Origin of the sequence: Dyadobacter sp. BHUBP1 (genome assembly GCF_050587785.1) — a bacterium.
Classification (GTDB): domain Bacteria; phylum Bacteroidota; class Bacteroidia; order Cytophagales; family Spirosomataceae; genus Dyadobacter.
Genome location: NZ_JBOBIH010000001.1, coordinates 878997 through 895625 on the forward strand (window position 1 = coordinate 878997; position 16629 = coordinate 895625).

General features: G+C 48.0%; 16 protein-coding genes. 9 read left to right on the forward strand and 7 right to left on the reverse strand.

The features are described 5' to 3' along the window. Nucleotides 1-33: 33 nt before the first annotated feature. From ACQ4MZ_RS03720 to trmD, 4 genes are all read left to right on the forward strand, one after another. Nucleotides 34-1542, forward strand: a complete 1509-nt coding sequence (locus ACQ4MZ_RS03720; RefSeq protein WP_430843074.1) for an OmpA family protein — start codon at nucleotides 34-36, stop codon at nucleotides 1540-1542. Nucleotides 1543-1707: 165 nt separating this feature from the next. Continuing rightward, nucleotides 1708-2274, forward strand: coding sequence for a 30S ribosomal protein S16 (locus ACQ4MZ_RS03725; RefSeq protein ID WP_430843076.1), 567 nt, complete (start codon nucleotides 1708-1710; stop codon nucleotides 2272-2274). Between the two features lie 90 nt (nucleotides 2275-2364). Continuing rightward, the gene (gene rimM, locus ACQ4MZ_RS03730) at nucleotides 2365-2925 is read left to right on the forward strand and encodes a ribosome maturation factor RimM (protein ID WP_430843078.1); all 561 of its coding nucleotides are present in this window, start codon (nucleotides 2365-2367) and stop codon (nucleotides 2923-2925) included. Continuing rightward, a complete protein-coding gene (trmD, locus tag ACQ4MZ_RS03735) occupies nucleotides 2915-3589 on the forward strand; it encodes a tRNA (guanosine(37)-N1)-methyltransferase TrmD (RefSeq protein ID WP_430843801.1) in 675 nt (224 codons plus the stop codon). The genes rimM and trmD overlap by 11 nt, the downstream gene beginning before the upstream one ends. 34 nt (nucleotides 3590-3623) lie before the next feature. Here the strand turns inward: trmD and ACQ4MZ_RS03740 are convergent, their stop codons facing one another. Both ACQ4MZ_RS03740 and ACQ4MZ_RS03745 read right to left on the reverse strand, forming a co-directional pair. Continuing rightward, nucleotides 3624-4067 carry a GNAT family N-acetyltransferase gene (locus ACQ4MZ_RS03740; protein WP_430843080.1) on the reverse strand — a complete coding sequence of 148 codons (444 nt, stop codon included), beginning with the start codon at nucleotides 4065-4067 and terminating at the stop codon, nucleotides 3624-3626. 50 nt (nucleotides 4068-4117) lie between these two features. Further along, nucleotides 4118-5149, reverse strand: a complete 1032-nt coding sequence (locus ACQ4MZ_RS03745) for an RluA family pseudouridine synthase (protein WP_430843082.1) — start codon at nucleotides 5147-5149, stop codon at nucleotides 4118-4120. Between the two features lie 38 nt (nucleotides 5150-5187). Here ACQ4MZ_RS03745 and ACQ4MZ_RS03750 point away from each other — a divergent pair, with 38 nt between their 5' ends. Further along, complete coding sequence (locus ACQ4MZ_RS03750) at nucleotides 5188-6084, forward strand: 1-aminocyclopropane-1-carboxylate deaminase/D-cysteine desulfhydrase (RefSeq protein WP_430843084.1); 897 nt, start codon at nucleotides 5188-5190, stop codon at nucleotides 6082-6084. Here ACQ4MZ_RS03750 and ACQ4MZ_RS03755 read toward each other — a convergent pair. The 3 genes from ACQ4MZ_RS03755 to rfaD all read right to left on the reverse strand — a co-directional run bounded on the left by ACQ4MZ_RS03755 (nucleotide 6074) and on the right by rfaD (nucleotide 11050). Beyond that, a complete protein-coding gene (locus ACQ4MZ_RS03755; protein ID WP_430843086.1) occupies nucleotides 6074-8347 on the reverse strand; it encodes a cation:proton antiporter in 2274 nt (757 codons plus the stop codon). The genes ACQ4MZ_RS03750 and ACQ4MZ_RS03755 overlap by 11 nt on opposite strands. Before the next feature lie 99 nt (nucleotides 8348-8446). Then, entirely contained in the window at nucleotides 8447-9892 is a 1446-nt protein-coding gene (gene sufB, locus ACQ4MZ_RS03760; protein ID WP_430843088.1) for a Fe-S cluster assembly protein SufB, read from the reverse strand. 192 nt (nucleotides 9893-10084) lie between these two features. After that, nucleotides 10085-11050, reverse strand: coding sequence for an ADP-glyceromanno-heptose 6-epimerase (gene rfaD / locus ACQ4MZ_RS03765; RefSeq protein ID WP_430843090.1), 966 nt, complete (start codon nucleotides 11048-11050; stop codon nucleotides 10085-10087). Between the two features lie 177 nt (nucleotides 11051-11227). Between rfaD and ACQ4MZ_RS03770 the strand changes: the two genes are divergently transcribed. From ACQ4MZ_RS03770 to ACQ4MZ_RS03780, 3 genes are all read left to right on the forward strand, one after another. Further along, complete coding sequence (locus tag ACQ4MZ_RS03770) at nucleotides 11228-11647, forward strand: 6-pyruvoyl trahydropterin synthase family protein (RefSeq protein ID WP_430843092.1); 420 nt, start codon at nucleotides 11228-11230, stop codon at nucleotides 11645-11647. Nucleotides 11648-11686: 39 nt separating this feature from the next. Then, the gene (lpxB, locus tag ACQ4MZ_RS03775) at nucleotides 11687-12793 is read left to right on the forward strand and encodes a lipid-A-disaccharide synthase (RefSeq protein ID WP_430843094.1); all 1107 of its coding nucleotides are present in this window, start codon (nucleotides 11687-11689) and stop codon (nucleotides 12791-12793) included. A gap of 164 nt (nucleotides 12794-12957) precedes the next feature. After that, nucleotides 12958-13902 carry a bifunctional helix-turn-helix transcriptional regulator/GNAT family N-acetyltransferase gene (locus tag ACQ4MZ_RS03780; protein WP_430843096.1) on the forward strand — a complete coding sequence of 315 codons (945 nt, stop codon included), beginning with the start codon at nucleotides 12958-12960 and terminating at the stop codon, nucleotides 13900-13902. Here the strand turns inward: ACQ4MZ_RS03780 and ACQ4MZ_RS03785 are convergent. Both ACQ4MZ_RS03785 and ACQ4MZ_RS03790 read right to left on the reverse strand, forming a co-directional pair. After that, nucleotides 13899-14495 (reverse strand): Uma2 family endonuclease, encoded by a 597-nt coding sequence (locus tag ACQ4MZ_RS03785; protein ID WP_430843098.1) that lies wholly within the window; start codon nucleotides 14493-14495, stop codon nucleotides 13899-13901. The two genes, ACQ4MZ_RS03780 and ACQ4MZ_RS03785, sit on opposite strands and share 4 nt — an antisense overlap. Nucleotides 14496-14558: 63 nt before the next feature. Beyond that, nucleotides 14559-15812 (reverse strand): asparagine synthetase B, encoded by a 1254-nt coding sequence (locus ACQ4MZ_RS03790; RefSeq protein ID WP_430843100.1) that lies wholly within the window; start codon nucleotides 15810-15812, stop codon nucleotides 14559-14561. Between the two features lie 148 nt (nucleotides 15813-15960). Between ACQ4MZ_RS03790 and ACQ4MZ_RS03795 the strand changes: the two genes are divergently transcribed. After that, complete coding sequence (locus ACQ4MZ_RS03795) at nucleotides 15961-16548, forward strand: Crp/Fnr family transcriptional regulator (protein ID WP_430843102.1); 588 nt, start codon at nucleotides 15961-15963, stop codon at nucleotides 16546-16548. The last annotated feature ends 81 nt before the right edge of the window (nucleotides 16549-16629 follow it).

Here is a 16629-nt window from a genome sequence, read left to right on the forward strand (position 1 = left end):
ATATTGAATTGAATCACATAACGCGTGTTTCCCATGAAGAAAAAGAATCTTTACGTTGCTTTGCTTTGTTCTACCCTCCTGAGCTACAATACGAAGGCTCAAAACCGCACCTATGAAGGACCAAATAAAATGAATACTTGGTCAATCACAGGTTACGGAGGTATTACAAAATTCTTCGGAGATTTGACCCAGTATAATGGCTTCAAGCGTGGAGACCGGGAAGAGCTAACAGGCGCGTGGGGGCTTTCATTGAACAAGCAGCTCACTCCTCTGTTCGGTATCCAGCTGACGGGCGTTAACGGTCGTTTGCAAGGCGCTAAAGATAACCATTACAGCTCATTGAGCGGTGATACTTACAGCGCCACTTTCAATAGCCCGTCGTTTGTTCAACTGACTTTGGATGGTACATTGAACGTGAATCGTTTGCTACTTGGCTACAATAAGTTCCGTCGCTGGAAATTGGATGCGCATTTGGGAGGGGGAATCATCTATTACCATACCGACGTCGATTATACTAATGTTACGAAGGGAATCGATGGTAATTTTTCAACCAATACAGATGCCAGTTCAAAAACAGCCGGTAAATGGGAACGCAACGGATCCACTTACACACGCGAATGGGTAGTGCCGGTAGGTTTCGCCTTGCATTACGAATTGTCATCACGGTTTGACCTTGGTATCGATTACACTCACAACTTTGTAAATACCGAGAAACTGGATGCAACCGTAGGCGATTTGAGTGACTACGTTTCGCAGCAAGGGATCTGGACATTCGCCAAAGGTGATTCAAGAAACGATGCTTACGGATTTGTTTCCCTCGCATTAACTTATAAGTTAGGTAAAAACGCTGTAAGAGCGAAAGACGGAAAATACGATGCTGCCGCAGGTCGTTACCACCTGCGTTGGGCTAATCCTCAGCAGCTGATTCCGGTACCTTACAACCCAACTATGAACGATGCGGACTCCATCGCAAAAGCTAACATGCCTAAGCCGGTTGATCCACGTCTTTATACTGACTCTGACGGTGACGGCGTAGCCGACCTGTTCGATAAAGAAGCGAATACTCCTGCGGGTAGCATTGTTTCCGGTGGTGGTGTAGCATTGGATATCGATAAAATCATCCGCGATGCTATCAAAAATAACCTGCCGAAAGACGAATGCGAGGCGTTGTTCAGCAACATCGAATTCGATACCGATAAAGCGATTATCCGCAATGCTTCGAAAGAAACACTCAGCAAAGTGGTTGAACTGCTGAACATGCGTACCAATTGCCGCATCGTACTCGTGGGGCACACCGATGCCCGGGCTTCGGATAGCTACAACGTATCCCTGTCGCGTCGCCGTGTGGATGCAGCGAAACGCTTCCTGGTTCGCGCTGGTTTGACAGATCCTAGCCGTATCATCACTGAGTACTACGGTGAATATCGTCCGATCGCAGAAAACACAACAGTGGAAGGTCTTCAATCTAACCGTCGGGTAGAGATCAAGATCCTGCCTAACAATACAATCCGCTCTACTTATCCGGCTGGTTTCCGTCGCTAGTAGTTGCACTAACACACCGAAAGGGGGACGAGAAATTGTCTCCCTTTTTTTATTCGTATCTTTGCACCCTGTTAATTACGAAAATGACTTATTATTTATAAGTTATTTTCGTACCTTTGCACCCTGTTTAATTACGGGACGAGTTCCCAAAATTCAAATTCACAAATGGCAGTTAAAATCAGATTAGCGCGTCGGGGACGCAAAAAGAAAGCGATCTATGATATCGTAGTCGCAGATGCCAGAGCACCACGTGATGGTCGCTTCATCGAAAAACTGGGTATTTACAACCCGGGTACTAACCCTGCTTCCATCGTTTTGGAATCAGACAAAGCAGTTGACTGGCTTTTGAAAGGTGCTCAGCCAACTGACACAGCTCGTTCGATTTTGCAACACGAAGGTGTATTGCTCCGCAAGCACTTGCAAGTAGGTGTTTTGAAAGGTGCTATCACGCAAGAAGTTGCAGATTCACGTTTCGAAGAGTGGAAAGGCTCTAAAACAGACCGTAAAGCTACTGCTGCCGACACTTTGGCACAGCAGAAAGAGGCTGACAAGAAAGCGAAACTTGACGCAGAGCGCAAAGTTAACGAAGCTCGTGCTGAGGCTATCGCTAAGAAAAACACTCCTCCTGCGGAAGAAGTTGCAACTGAGGAGGCGGCTGATGAAGCTGCTGATGCGACAGATGCAGCAGAAGCTCCGGTAGCCGATGCGCCGGCGGAAGAGTCAGCAGAATAATTTCATGTTACATACATGCTCTATGGGTCTGTCGGTGTTCCGCACAGACTCATATTGTTTTATACAGAACCAAAATTTGAAATCCCGCAAATGACACAGGATAACTGTTATTTATTGGGCTATATCGTACGGACCCACGGCACCTCCGGCAATGTGGTAATTTATCTGGATGTGGATTATCCGGATGATTATGAAGACCTGGAAACGGTTTATATTGAGATCAAGGGGGAATTGGTGCCTTATTTTATTGAAGATATCAACCTCCAAAAACAGAGCAATGCAATTGTGACATTCGAGGATGTTGATACCATTGTAAAAGCCCAAGCGCTCGTAGGAAGCTCGCTTTATCTGCCGCTGGAAAATTTGCAGGAACTTGGCGACGACGAGTTCTATTACCACGAAATCAAAGGCTTTAAAGTAGTGGATGAAACAAAAGGTGAGTTGGGCATTGTGCGCGAGGTGTATTCCTTGAATGGGCAGGACCTGATCGCGATGGATTACCAGGGCTCGGAAGTGCTCATCCCGACGGCGAATGATATTGTGATCAAAGCGGATAAGGGAACTAAATCACTGCTGGTGAATTTGCCCGAAGGCTTATTGGAAGTTTATCTCGATAACTCATCAGAAAGCACTCCCGATGATGCGGATTGACATATTGAGCTGTGTTCCCAGCCTGCTCGACAGCTTTTTTGCACATTCGATATTGAAGCGGGCACAGCAGGGCAATCACGTGGAAGTCGTAATCCACGACATCCGCGATTATTCGACCAATAAGCACCGTACAATTGATGATTACGCGTTCGGCGGTGGTGCGGGAATGGTGTTGCAGATCGAGCCGATTGCGCGTTGTATACGTGCATTACAGAGCGAGCGGGCATACGACGAGATCATTTACCTTACCCCTGACGGTGAGCAAATGCAGCAGCGGATGGTGAACCAGCTTTCGCTGAAAGGCAACTTGATGATGCTCTGCGGACATTACAAGGGGGTAGACCAGCGCGTGCGGGACATGTTTGTAACGAAGGAAATCAGCATTGGAGATTATGTGTTATCAGGCGGAGAACTCGCCGCAGCCGTACTTGCCGACGCCATTATCCGCCTTATCCCTGGCGTTTTGAACGACGAAACTTCCGCATTAACGGACTCATTTCAGGATAATCTGCTCGCGCCGCCGGTATATTCGCGTCCCGCGGATTTCGAAGGCCATAAAGTGCCGGAAATTCTGATGTCGGGGCATGAAGCGAAGATTGAGGAGTGGCGCTATGAGCAGTCGCTTAAAAGAACGAAAGAGAGAAGGCCGGACCTGTTGCAATAACGGGCCGGCCAACCTTTATAAACAGCTTCGATCCTTAAAAATCCAGGTTACAGTTGATCCATTCATTGTCGAAATTGGTGCCGTATTTGCGATAAAAATTAACCGCGGACGTGTTCCAATCGAGCACCTGCCACATCATTCCCGTACAGCCTACATTCTTTGCAGCTACAACCGTAGCGTCGAAAAGGATTTTGCCAATCCCATTGCCGCGCATGGATTCGGTTACGATAATATCCTCCATGTAAAGTCGTTTTCCCTTCCAAGTGGAGTAACGAAAATAGTAAAGACAAAGCCCGATGATCTTTGAATCCACTTCGGCAACGAAGAAATCGAAGAGCTTTTCGTTGTAATCACGGGTCATTTTGTCGACATTATTGGTTACCTGGTTTAGTGCCCGTTCGTATATCGCAAGCTCCTTCACCAATTCAAAAATTGCGGGTATATCCTCTGCTGTTCCCTGCCTGGTCGAAATATTCATGTTAGTGGTTTATTGATTAGAAAGGTTAAGAATCCAGAATATACTATTTCCTACTGAGAGTTTACATAGTTTTCCCACTTTTCGAGGACTGCCCGGAAGTTTTCAGGCAATTCCGTATCGAATTGGATCCATTGGCGGGTAGTAGGATGGATGAACCCGAGCGATTTCGCGTGCAGCGCCTGTCCGGGAATGAGGCTGAAACCGTTCTCCACCATCGCTTTATAACTGCCGCCCGACACGCCCCTCAGGATTTTGTCTCCCCCGTACATCGGGTCGTTAAAGATAGGATGCCCGATATGCTTCATGTGTGCACGGATCTGGTGCGTGCGGCCGGTTTCAAGATTGCATTTGATCATCGAAACATAGCGAAGCGGTTTGATTACTTCGTAATGCGTCACCGCGTGTTTGCCCTGGCTGCCATCCACGTATACGTCCATTACGCGCCTGTCGCGCGCGCTGCGCCCGATGTGGCCCGTAACCGTACCTTTTTCGGCTTTGGGTTCGCCCCATATTAATGCGTGATAGGTACGTTCTATCGAATGATCGGCAAACTGGCTGGCGAGGAAAGTCATCGCGAATTCGGTTTTGGCGATGACGAGCAATCCGGAGGTATCTTTATCGATGCGGTGCACCAGTCCTGGTCGGCCTTCGCCGTTTCTGCCGGTTGGAAGTTGTTGGAAGTGATACACCAGTCCGTTGATCAGGGTGCCGGTCCAGTTGCCATAAGCTGGGTGAACGACCATTCCTGCGGGCTTATTAATGATCATCAGCACGTCGTCCTCGTACACGATATTCAGCGGAATATTTTCCGGGACGATCTCGGTATCCCGCGGTGGTTCGGGGAGTGAAAGCGTGATCACGTCCAATGGCTTGACCTTGTAACTAGCCTTCGTGGGTTGGCCATTTACCTTTACGGCCTCCGCTTCGATCCCGTTTTGTATTTTTGTCCTGGAAGCGTTGGCTACGTGAAGATTCAGGAATTTATCGAGCCGCATGAGGCTTTGGCCTTTGTCAGCGACAATGCGGTAATGTTCAAATAAATCGTCCTCTTCGGAGGCAATATCAACAAGTTCTACGGACATTCTTTTGGGAGTTACTATTAACAAAATTATCAAAATAAGTGGATTTACTAAGTTCATCGGTACCTACGCCCCTTCAACGACTCGTTAATGCGACCACTGAGAAGGCAGAAGTACGGCTGTATATAAAGCGCGATGACCTCATTCATCCGACTGTTTCGGGCAACAAATGGCGAAAGCTGAAATATAATTTACTCGATGCACGGTCAAGGGGCGCTGGGGCGGTGCTCACCTTTGGCGGTGCGTATTCCAACCATTTGTACGCGACGGCCGCTGCAGGGAATGGGTTGGGTTTGAAAACTATCGGCATTGTCCGTGGCCTGGAACTGGAAGGTAAGGAGAATGAAACCCTTCAGTTTTGCCGGAAGCAAGGAATGCAATTGCATTTTGTATCGCGGGAGGAATACAGGCAAAGGCATTCAGAAGCCTATCTCCTGAATGTTTCCGCCCGTTTTGGGAATCCCTATCTGATTCCTGAGGGCGGCACTACCGAACTCGCATTAAAGGGAGCGGCCGAAATGGTCGACGAAGTGAAGGATGAGTTAGCAGCAATGCCGGATTACATCGCCACGGCGGCTGGAACAGGCGGCACAGCAGCAGGAATCCTTTCGGCGGGAGCCAGCGTACTTGCATTTTCAGTATTAAGGGGAGGTGATTTTCTCAAAGAAGATATTCATCAACTCCTGAAAGAATATAAGGAGCCCGGAAATCTTACATTGCTGACAGACTATCATTTCGGCGGATATGCGAAATGGAACAGTGAACTGCTTGCTTTTATGCAAGATTTCCGGGCTGAATTTGACGTTCAGTTGGAGCAGGTTTATACCGCGAAAATGTTCTACGGCCTATTTGATCTTCTGAAAAAGGGCTATTTCAAAGCAGGAACGACGATCGTAGCAGTGCATACCGGCGGTCTTCAAGGCCTTATCAAGGAGTAGCAACTTCTACTTCCTCTTCATTATTAGCCGGTTTATTGGCCATAAACTCCTTGATCAGGTCCCGGTCACCGGCGATCCAGAGCACGTCCTGGTTTTCGATGACCATCGACGAATCCGGATTGAGAATACGTTCCCCGTTTCTTTCGAGGCCGACGATCATGCCGTGGGTCATTTCGCGGATCTGGCTCTCCCGGATAGTTTTACCGCGGATATTATGCTGTGTTTTCACTTCAACGCGTTCGAGCACGACATTGTCCTCGTGCGCCATGTACACGTCGCCATTCGTGCTTACCTCGATGTGGCTTCTGAACACGTCCAGTTGGTCGTCTGTACCGATGACCTCGATGCGGTCGCAGGGATAGAGCACTTCCGTTGGTCTTGGTAAATGAATGGTCTTGCTCCCCCGCTCGATCAGCACGACGTTAATCCCGAAGTTTTCCCGGATTTTCAACTCCTGCAAGCTTTTCCCGATCAGATTCGAGTCGGGGCTCACTTCAAGGAATGCGAAGTGTGCGTCCCAGGGAAGGAGAATTCTTTTCGACTTACCACTTCCTTCCAATTGTCGTGCATTGAGGTTTTGCAGGAAACGGTCTTCGATTTTGTGATAAAACTGTTGAAGCCTCTGGTAAAAGATGGCGAAGCCAAGCACCATAATAGCCCCCGCTACAATGAACGCCGTTTGGGTTGAGAAAAACGAATTGAGCAGGAAGGCCATCAGCAAAATCGCTATGACAACTCTTGAAAGTTCAAGTACTAACAACGGCCCTCGGCTGTATTTCCGACTTAGCCAGATCGCCGAATAGGCCTTCCGATTGCCTCTTTTGAAGACCAATGCCCAGAGAAACGGCGAGATCAGGAGGAATGTGATGGCAAAGAGCACAGAGTTGGTCAGGAATGTCTCGGGTACGCGCGTGTGCAGTTGTTGTGCGAGCTGGCGCGAGGATGCGAGGATAATGCCGACCACGACCACCGAGTTCAGGATCACTGTCTGCGCGTAGGATTTTAGGATTTCGTTCCATTGGGTCGTTTGCGCAATGGTCTCCGTACTGGTACTATACCGGTTGAGGTAGAGCCGCCACTTTTCGGGCAAGCGTTTATCCAGCCATTCATACAGAGGTTCGGAGGCCTTCATCATGTAAGGTGTCGCAAATGTCGTAATCACCGAAACTCCGACGGCAATGGGGTAGAGAAATCCGCTGGTCACTTTCAGAGAGAGGCCAAGATTTGCAATGATAAACGAAAATTCACCGATCTGGGACAAGCTCATGCCCGATTGCAGCGATTTTTTCAGAGGCTGTCCAGAAATTACCGCACCCAGTGTGACGAATGTCGTTTTTCCGAGCATTACCACGAGTACCAGAATAGCAGTCGGCACTGCGTATTCAAACAGCAGGCCCGGATTGATCAACATTCCAACGGATATGAAAAATACCGCTCCGAACAAGTCTTTAACCGGTTTTAGCAAATGCTCGATCTTTTCCGCGTGGGTGGTTTCCGCCAGGATAGAGCCCATGATGAATGCCCCTAATGCGGCCGAAAAACCCGCTTTCGTGACCAGGAACACCATTCCAAAGCATAATGCGACCGATGTAATGAGCACGCTTTCGTCGTTCATCAGATGCCGGTAGCGCCGCAGCAGTGTAGGGAACACGAAAATGCCCCCCAAAAACCAGATTGTGAGGAAAAAGAAGAGTTTTAAGCTCGATTGGATCAATTCATATCCCGCAAATTGCTGGCTCAGCGATAATGTCGAAAGTAACACCATCAGCAATACGGCGGTAAGGTCTTCGATGACGAGGATACCCATTACGACGCGGGTGAATTTCTGGGTTTTGAGGCCCAGTTCATCGAATGCACGGAAAATGATGGTGGTGGAGGAAATAGCAATGATACCTCCGAGAAATAGGCTGTCGGTTTTGCTCCATCCGAGCAGCTGGCCGGTAATGAAACCCGTTACGAGCATCATGAATACTTCAAAAAGCCCGGTGATAGCAGCCGTGTTACCGACTTTGACGAGCTTTTTGAAACTGAACTCCAGACCCAGGTTGAAGAGCAGGAAGATTACCCCGATTTCGGCCCAGATCTCGATCGTTTTAATGTCGGTGATGGTCGGAAACAAGTGGAAGTTAGGTCCAACAAGTAACCCGGCCAGAATGTAGCCCAACACGATTGGCTGCTTCAATTTCTTGAAGATTACGGTAATGATACCGGCCATCGTGAGAATGAGCGACAGGTCTATGATTAGTTGCGGAACGTGCGTCATGAAGGGTGGATCGTTGATGGAAAAATTTACTAAGATCAATAAAATACAAAAAGCCTTCGACGAATCAAAGGCTTTCTGTGTTTAATCTTATTGGGAATTTTAACCTACGCTTCCTTCCAGGCTGATTTCCAGTAGCTTTTGCGCTTCAACGGCGAATTCCATCGGAAGCTGGTTTAATACTTCTTTAGCATAACCATTCACAATCAATGCAACCGCTTGTTCCGTTGGAATACCGCGTTGGTTGCAGTAGAAAAGAATGTCCTCGCCGATCTTCGAAGTAGTTGCTTCGTGCTCTACTGTCGCCGACGGGTTACTCACTTCAATGTAAGGGAAAGTATGTGCGCCGCATTTGTCGCCGAGCAACAGGGAATCGCATTGCGAGAAGTTACGCGCTTTTTCAGCCTTTTTGAAGACCTGCACTAACCCGCGGTAAGAGTTCTGGCTCTTTCCTGCCGAAATACCTTTCGAAACGATCCGGCTTTTGGTGTTTTTGCCGATATGGATCATTTTCGTACCGGTATCGGCTTGCTGCATGTTGTTGGTCACAGCGACCGAGTAAAATTCACCGATCGAATTGTCGCCTTTCAGGATTACCGAAGGATATTTCCAGGTAATCGCTGAGCCCGTTTCAACCTGCGTCCAGGAGATTTTCGAGTTAGGCCCGTCACAAAGGCCGCGTTTCGTTACAAAATTGTAAATACCTCCTTTTCCGTCCTTATCACCTGGATACCAGTTCTGTACGGTCGAGTATTTTACATTTGCATTGTCGTGCGCAAAGATTTCAACTACCGCGGCGTGCAACTGGTTTTCATCACGCATAGGCGCTGTACAACCTTCGAGGTAGCTCACGTGGCTGTCTTCGTCGCCGATGATTAGTGTTCTTTCGAACTGGCCGGTTCCTGCCGCATTGATACGGAAATAGGTCGAAAGCTCCATTGGGCAGCGAACACCTTTCGGAATGTATACAAATGACCCATCTGAGAATACCGCCGAGTTCAAGGCTGCGTAGTAGTTATCCTTCGGTGGTACCACCGAGCCCAGGTATTTTTTCACAAGCTCCGGATGTTCACGGATCGCCTCGCTGATCGAGCAGAAAATGATGCCTTTTTCTTTGAGGGTTTCCTTGAAAGTCGTGAAAACCGACTCCGAGTCCATTACCGCGTCGACCGCGATGCCGGAAATCCTTTTTTGTTCATTCAAAGAAATCCCCAGCCTTTCGAAAGTATTGCGCAACTCGGGATCGATATCGTCGATGCTCTCGACAGCCTTCTTTTTCTTCGGCGCCGAATAATATTTGATAGCCTGGAATTCGATGGGCGGATAGTGCACATTCGGCCATTTGGGTTCCTCCATGGTAAGCCACAAATGGTACGCTTTCAGGCGCCATTGCAGCATCCATTCGGGTTCGTTCTTTTTGGCCGAGATGAATCTGATAATGTCGTCATTTAAGCCCGCAGGAGCCTCATCTGCTTCAATATCAGTCACAAAGCCGTATTTGTATTCCGAACTGGTGATTTCCTCCAACAATTCTTCTTCTTTGCTCATAGTCGTAATAATGTCACACTCTGGTTGGTATCATGCTAACACAGAGAAGTGGGATTGAGTTTATTCAGAGGTTCAAAAATACGGAAAATTGTGGAGATTCCGGCAGTGGCCCGTGGAAATAGGTTTCAGGCCGGTGAAACAGGAAAGACCCGCCGGGGCAGGTCTTTTCAAAGTTCAGATCAGCCGGAAGGCCTACAAATACGCTCTCGATGAAAGATAATTCTTTACATAATCATCAATACCCTCTTCCAGCGTGCTGAACGGACGGGTATATCCGATCGAGCGCAATTTGCTCATATTGGCCTGCGTGAAATACTGGTATTTATCGCGAATATCGGCCGGGGTATCAATAAACGAAATGTCGGGCGTCTTGCCCATGGCGTGGAATGTGTTCGTTACCAGGTCTTTAAATGTACGTGCTTTGCCGCTTCCAAGGTTGTATATGCCCGAGTTCTTGCGGTGGTGCATGAAGAAAATGCAAACGTCGATCAGGTCTTTTACATAAATGAAGTCACGCATTTGCTCTCCATCCTTGAAATCGGGATTGTGCGAGCGGAAAAGCTTCATTTTCTCGGTGGCCTTGATCTGGTTGTATGCATGGAAAATCACCGACGCCATACGGCCTTTGTGGTATTCGTTAGGTCCGTAAACGTTAAAGAATTTAAGGCCCGCCCAGAAAAACGGCTTTTTCTCCTGCGCCAATGCCCATTTGTCGAACTCGTTTTTAGAATCGCCGTAAGGGTTCAGCGGTTTCAACTGGCTGATCGTAGATTCGTTATCGTCGTATCCGTGCTCGCCCAACCCGTACGTAGCCGCGGACGATGCGTATACGAGGGGAATTTGGTAAGCCACGCATTTTTCCCAGATGGCTTTAGAATAATTTACATTCAGTTCATCAAAGATCTCCTTGTCGAACTCCGTGGTGTCGGTACGCGCGCCGATGTGGAAAATGAATTCCACATCGCGGTTGTTTGCATCCAGCCATTCGAAAAGCGCATTTCTTTCTACTTTTTCCTTGATCGTCTTTCCTTCGAGGTTTTCTGCCTTTTCGATTTTGGAAAAATCATCTACTGCAATAATGTTTTTAAAGCCGTCTTGATTGAGGCGGCTGATAAGCCCGCTGCCAATAAAGCCGGCTGCTCCTGTTACGATAATCATCGAGATTATATGTTTAACGGTAAAAAGAATGCCAGATAAGAGTACCGAACCGCGCCGATCTACTCTTAAATTTTAAGGGTGAAATAGGATTTTTTTTAGTTATCCTCTTGTTAACAAACAAAACTACGGATACATGGTGTAATTTTGCGCCAGAATTATCAAGTGGCAGGAAGTTTTATGATTTACGTAACAAGGAAAGAGCATTTCAATGCGGCCCACCGGCTTTACAACCCGGCGTGGAGTGATGAGAAAAACCAGGAAGTATTTGGCCCTTGCGCCAACAACAACTGGCACGGGCATAATTTTGAGCTGATTGTTACGGTTAAAGGAAAGCCCGACCCTGATACGGGTTTTGTGATCGATCTGAAAGTGCTCGGAGATATTATGAAAAATGAAATCGTCGACAAGGTGGATCACAAGAACCTCAACCTCGATGTGGATTTCATGCAGGGCAAAATGGCATCCTGTGAGATTTTTGTAATGGAAATCTGGAACATTCTCGAACCAGCCATCGCGCAGGCGGCGCCGAACGCGAAACTGCACTATATCAAGCTGATAGAAACGCCCAAGAACTTCGTGGAGTATTATGGGGAATAATGCGACCGCCGATAGCCGACCGCCGACCGCCGATAGCCTATGAAATACTACCTAATCGCCGGGGAACGCTCGGGGGATTTACATGGCTCCAATCTGATTAAGGGCATTCGAGCGAATGATCCGGATGCGGAGTTCCGTGGTTGGGGGGGGGATATGATGGAAGCCGAAGGTATGGAACTCGTTACCCATTACAAGGACACCGCATTCATGGGCTTCCTGGAAGTGGTCATGAACTTACGGACAATCACCGGTTTTCTCAAGAAATGCAAGACTGATATTCTCGAATACCAACCGGATGCATTGATCCTAATCGATTATCCCGGATTTAATCTCCGCATTGCTTCCTTCGCGAAGTCGAAGGGGCTGAAAGTTTTTTACTACATTTCCCCCAAGGTCTGGGCATGGAACCAGAAACGAGCCTGGAAGATCAAGGCCAATGTGGATCACATGTTCGTGATCTTCCCGTTCGAAGTCGACTTCTACAAAAAGTACGATTACAGTGTCGATTACGTGGGCAATCCGCTGATGGATGCTATTGCCGCATTCCGTCCCGACCCTGATTTTCGCAGGAAACACAACCTCGACGGCCGGCCTGTCATCGCATTGCTTCCCGGCAGTCGCAAACAGGAGGTCATCGGCATGCTCGACACTATGCTGACCACTCAAAAGCATTTTCCAGGCTATCAATACGTGATTGCCGGGGTGAAAAATCTGCCTTCTACATTATACGATCAGTACTTATCCAGCGGCAAGGCGGTGATCGTTTATGAAAGTACCTATGATTTGCTTTCGGTAGCCGACGCCGCGCTGGTTACCTCCGGTACTGCTACTTTGGAAACTGCATTGCTGAAAGTCCCGGAGGTAGTATGCTACCGAACGAGCGCTATTTCGTACGCATTAGCCAAACGATTGATTCGTATTCCGTTTATTTCTTTGGTGAATCTGATTTTAGAGAAAGAGGCCGTGCGGGAGCTGATCCAGGATGAGTTGAATGAGAGGAATCTTGTGGCTGAGCTGAAACGAATTTTACCTGGTGGGGATAAAAATGTTCGGCAAATGCGAGATTATGAGCGTCTTGGAGAACTCGTTGGCGGAGCGGGGGCGTCCGAGCGGACCGGTGAATTGATCGTTAAATATCTTCAATAGGCCTATCACAGGCTACTCAATGTCGGAGATAATTGCCTGAATATCCATAGCTTGTTACACTTTATCCAATTTACCCAAAACAAAAAAGCCACAAAAATACCTCTGTTGTTTGTTAATTACGTAGTCATCTACGTATATTTAAACTTAAATTTGTATTCCCGACCATGAACATCTTCAACGAAGTAGGAGCCCTTGCGATATCAACCCGTTTGCAGCGCCTGAGCGACCAGTTCAGGAAGGATGGCGTGCTTATTTACCAGCACAATGGCATCAATTTCGAGCCGAAGTGGTTTCCGGTCATTTATGCGCTTCATGCGAAGGAGGCGTTGGGGATTATGGAGTTATCCGAGGAGATCGGGTATGCGCATCCTTCAACGATCAGTCTTTTGAAAGAGTTGGAAAAGGAAGGATTGGTGGAGTCATTCAAAGACCAGCGGGACGAGCGGAAGCGAATGGTACGGCTTTCGAAGAAGGCGAAGGCGTTGGTGGAACAAATGCTGCCGGTTTGGGAGAAAATCCGGAAAACAGCGGAGCAGATTATCGATAATGCCAATAACCTGCTACAAGCCATGGACGAGACAGAGTATCAATTGAAAAAAGAAGGCTTTTTTGAACGTTATAAAAGAATGGAAAACGAGGAAACCAATGCGGCCATCCGCATTGTGGATTACAAACCGGAACATGCGCAGGCTTTTTACGACCTGAACTACGCATGGATTTCCGAAACCTACGAAGTGGAACCGGAAGATGAAAAGACGCTATCAGACCCGGAAACCTATTATCTCAAAGACGGAGGAGCGATCCTGATCGCGTTGTACGGCGATGAGCCCGTGGGCACATGCGCATTGAAACGCAATGGTGATGTAGTTGAAATGAGTAAAATGACCGTTTCAAAAAGCATGCGTGGCAAGAAGATCGGTGATTTGCTGGGTAATGCGGTGATTGAAAAAGCCCGGGAGCTTGGCGCTTCGAAAGTGATCCTTTACTCGAATCGGAAAGGATCAGCCGCAGGTATAAACCTGTACAAAAAACTCGGGTTTGAGGAAGTGCCATTGACGGGGCATAACTTCAAACGGGCCGATATTAAGATGGAAATGGAGCTGAACTAGTTGAATATCTCTTTCAAATCGATTGAGAGCTCGGGGAATATGGCCGATCGCAGTTGTTCCGTGGCGGGTTTGAGGCCAACAAAGACGCCGGAATCGCTCAGTGTAAAAATGAATACATTTTGATCGACAGGCTGAACGATCCAATATTCCTTGACGCCGCTTTCCTGGTATAAATCGAATTTGTTATCCACTTCTTTCTTCGAATTGCCCGGAGACAGAATTTCGATGACTAAGTCGGGAGCGCCGAGGCAGCCCTTTTCATCCAGTTTATTTTTGTCGCAAACAACACATAAGTCGGGCTGCACAACCGTGTAAATATCTCTGTTGACGAATGCAGACTTTTTCGTGTCGAACAATCTCACATCGAATGGTGCGCTGAACAAATAGCAAGACTTGTCCTTTAAATGCACGAAAAGGTTGCCCTGGAGTTTTGATGATATCAGCTGATGCGATGTATTTGGCGCTGGCGACATCTTAAAGATCCTGCCTTTAATCAATTCCACACGCTCCTTGAATTGCCAGAGCAAATAATCGGCATATGTGTAAGTGCCGTTCAGGTCAAGTTCGTCGAAATCGGTTACGATTGAAGGCATAGCATGTTCTTTTGAGTAAATCTACCCAAAATACTGCCGGAAGTCAATGAAGCGCCTGATTCGTCAGGTCTTCCGCTTCTTCTTCCGCGCGGAGGGAAACAGCACATTGTTCAATATCAGCCGATAGCCGGGCGAGTTGGGATAAAGGTTAAGGTCGGTGGGCATGCGCCTGCCGCCCCCGCCGCGGCCTTCGGGGTCGTGGCCGCCGTAGAAGGTCCATTGACCGCGACCGAGTTCGCCGTAAATGTAGCGGTCGGAGTTGCTGCTGGTGCCCATAACGAGTGTGCTGGGTTTGATGGTGTACTTGGAGAATGCGGTGGTTTGACCGAAAAATTCGCGGATCAGGTGCTCATGGTTTTGCACAAGCATGGCAGGGATGACGTCCCATTTGGCCGAAAAATCGAATAGGGAGAAATAAGCATCATTTTCGCCCCAGCCGCGGTAACGACCGGCCGCTGAATTAATGTCCGAGAAATTCATCCCGTCGTACTCGTCGAGTTGCAGTTTGAAGTTGTAGAATGCGAACGTTTTGTCAAAGTCGAGCTTAGACTGGGCGTCGGGGTCGACGCCGTCTCCGTCGAGGTTATCTACAATGTCGACGCCCTCGGCTGCCAGGGCAATATCGAAAGTTTCGGCACCGGAGCACATGGCAAACAGAAAGCCCCCGCCAGCACAGAACTCCTTAATGGCCTTAGCGACCGCCAGCTTCATTTTCGGCACTTTTGAAAAACCATAGCGACTCGCGATAGCCTCCTGGGCTTTAATATCCGCTTCACTGGTGCGGCGCAGGTTTTTGCCGAACTGCCCTGTAAAATCCTCATGGTGCAAATGCAGCCAGTCGTATTTGGGAAGGTCGCCACGGAGGATTTCTTCGTCGTAGATAACTTCAAACGGGATTTCGGCATATTTGAGCACGAGTAATACGGCATCTGTGTTTTCAAACTCGGCGGGGCTGATTTTGATAGGAGAATACACCGCAATTTTGGCCGCCTTGAATAACTTCACCACATCCATGTTCACATTCGGATTACTGATCTCGTTCACGATCTGCGCACTGGCAGCCTCCGAAAGCACCTCATAGGAGACCGCCCGAAGCTTGCATTCATTTTCAATGGATTTGGAATACTGAACCTTAAAACTACCCCCACGGTAGTTGAGTAGCCAATCCACTTCAATATCCCCTTTCAGCAGAATATAGGCCAGACCATACGCCTTTAAATGGTTAGTCTGGGTATTGTCCATCGGGATCAGGATCTGGTTTGCGAGGCAGATATGCGACAGGGAAACCAACACGAGCGGTAGAATCTTTCTCAGCATGGTAAGAAACGTTTGAAGTCCGAAGCTGCATCGTCAGGGGAGGTGTATCAAATTTAACGAAATATCGAGATTTTAGGTAGCTGGTTATGAGGTTTTTGCGTTGCCGATGCCTATTTTTGGAATATACCTCTGCTCACCTGCTTCACTCATGACGGAAACACAAATTCTGAACTACGCACTCAACCAGTTCGCGGGGATCGATGCCGCTGCATTTGAGCTGTCGGCACCCTACTGGCAACGAAAAACCTATGGAAAAGGGGAGTTTTATAATGAATACAAAAATGTTTGCAAATACCTGGGCTTCATCCTCGACGGCGTGTTCCGGACCTACTACATCGATGACGAATCGGCGGAGGAAAAGAATGTCTTTTTCTTCTCCAAAAATCAGGTGGTAGTGGCCTACAAGAGTTTTGTGACCCAAACGCCATGCAGCTATTACACCGAGTCGATGACCGATTCGACGATTTTATACATCCATATCAACCACCTCACTGAATTGTACGGCAAATCACACCATTGGGAAAGGTTCGGACGGCTGGTGGCGGAAACCGCATTTAACCTGGCGATGAACCGCGCCGAGGAATTTATGTTCCGTACGCCAGAGCAGCGCTATCTCGAACTGATCCAGAACCATCCGGATATTTTTAACAACGTCCCATTGTATCATATTGCCTCGTATCTGGGCATTCAGGCCCCTTCGCTGAGCCGAATCAGAAAAAGAATGGTGGGTAAATGACGATCTTAACTTGGGTTAAGAATATAGTCGGCTAAGGTGCTGAATTTTGTCATGTCCAAAGCGGAACAAAAAACAAAATTC

What these genes read in the sequence shown, in the direction of transcription:
- ACQ4MZ_RS03770 (WP_430843092.1), top strand. Translation starts at nt 11,228, where the DNA reads ATGATTTACGTAACAAGGAAAGAGCATTTCAATGCGGCCCACCGGCTT.
- ACQ4MZ_RS03740 (WP_430843080.1), bottom strand. Translation starts at nt 4,067, where the DNA reads ATGAATATTTCGACCAGGCAGGGAACAGCAGAGGATATACCCGCAATT.
- trmD (WP_430843801.1), top strand. Translation starts at nt 2,915, where the DNA reads ATGCGGATTGACATATTGAGCTGTGTTCCCAGCCTGCTCGACAGCTTT.
- rimM (WP_430843078.1), top strand. Translation starts at nt 2,365, where the DNA reads ATGACACAGGATAACTGTTATTTATTGGGCTATATCGTACGGACCCAC.
- ACQ4MZ_RS03795 (WP_430843102.1), top strand. Translation starts at nt 15,961, where the DNA reads ATGACGGAAACACAAATTCTGAACTACGCACTCAACCAGTTCGCGGGG.
- ACQ4MZ_RS03790 (WP_430843100.1), bottom strand. Translation starts at nt 15,812, where the DNA reads ATGCTGAGAAAGATTCTACCGCTCGTGTTGGTTTCCCTGTCGCATATC.
- ACQ4MZ_RS03720 (WP_430843074.1), top strand. Translation starts at nt 34, where the DNA reads ATGAAGAAAAAGAATCTTTACGTTGCTTTGCTTTGTTCTACCCTCCTG.
- rfaD (WP_430843090.1), bottom strand. Translation starts at nt 11,050, where the DNA reads ATGATTATCGTAACAGGAGCAGCCGGCTTTATTGGCAGCGGGCTTATC.
- ACQ4MZ_RS03755 (WP_430843086.1), bottom strand. Translation starts at nt 8,347, where the DNA reads ATGACGCACGTTCCGCAACTAATCATAGACCTGTCGCTCATTCTCACG.
- ACQ4MZ_RS03780 (WP_430843096.1), top strand. Translation starts at nt 12,958, where the DNA reads ATGAACATCTTCAACGAAGTAGGAGCCCTTGCGATATCAACCCGTTTG.
- lpxB (WP_430843094.1), top strand. Translation starts at nt 11,687, where the DNA reads ATGAAATACTACCTAATCGCCGGGGAACGCTCGGGGGATTTACATGGC.
- ACQ4MZ_RS03725 (WP_430843076.1), top strand. Translation starts at nt 1,708, where the DNA reads ATGGCAGTTAAAATCAGATTAGCGCGTCGGGGACGCAAAAAGAAAGCG.
- ACQ4MZ_RS03785 (WP_430843098.1), bottom strand. Translation starts at nt 14,495, where the DNA reads ATGCCTTCAATCGTAACCGATTTCGACGAACTTGACCTGAACGGCACT.
- ACQ4MZ_RS03745 (WP_430843082.1), bottom strand. Translation starts at nt 5,149, where the DNA reads ATGTCCGTAGAACTTGTTGATATTGCCTCCGAAGAGGACGATTTATTT.
- sufB (WP_430843088.1), bottom strand. Translation starts at nt 9,892, where the DNA reads ATGAGCAAAGAAGAAGAATTGTTGGAGGAAATCACCAGTTCGGAATAC.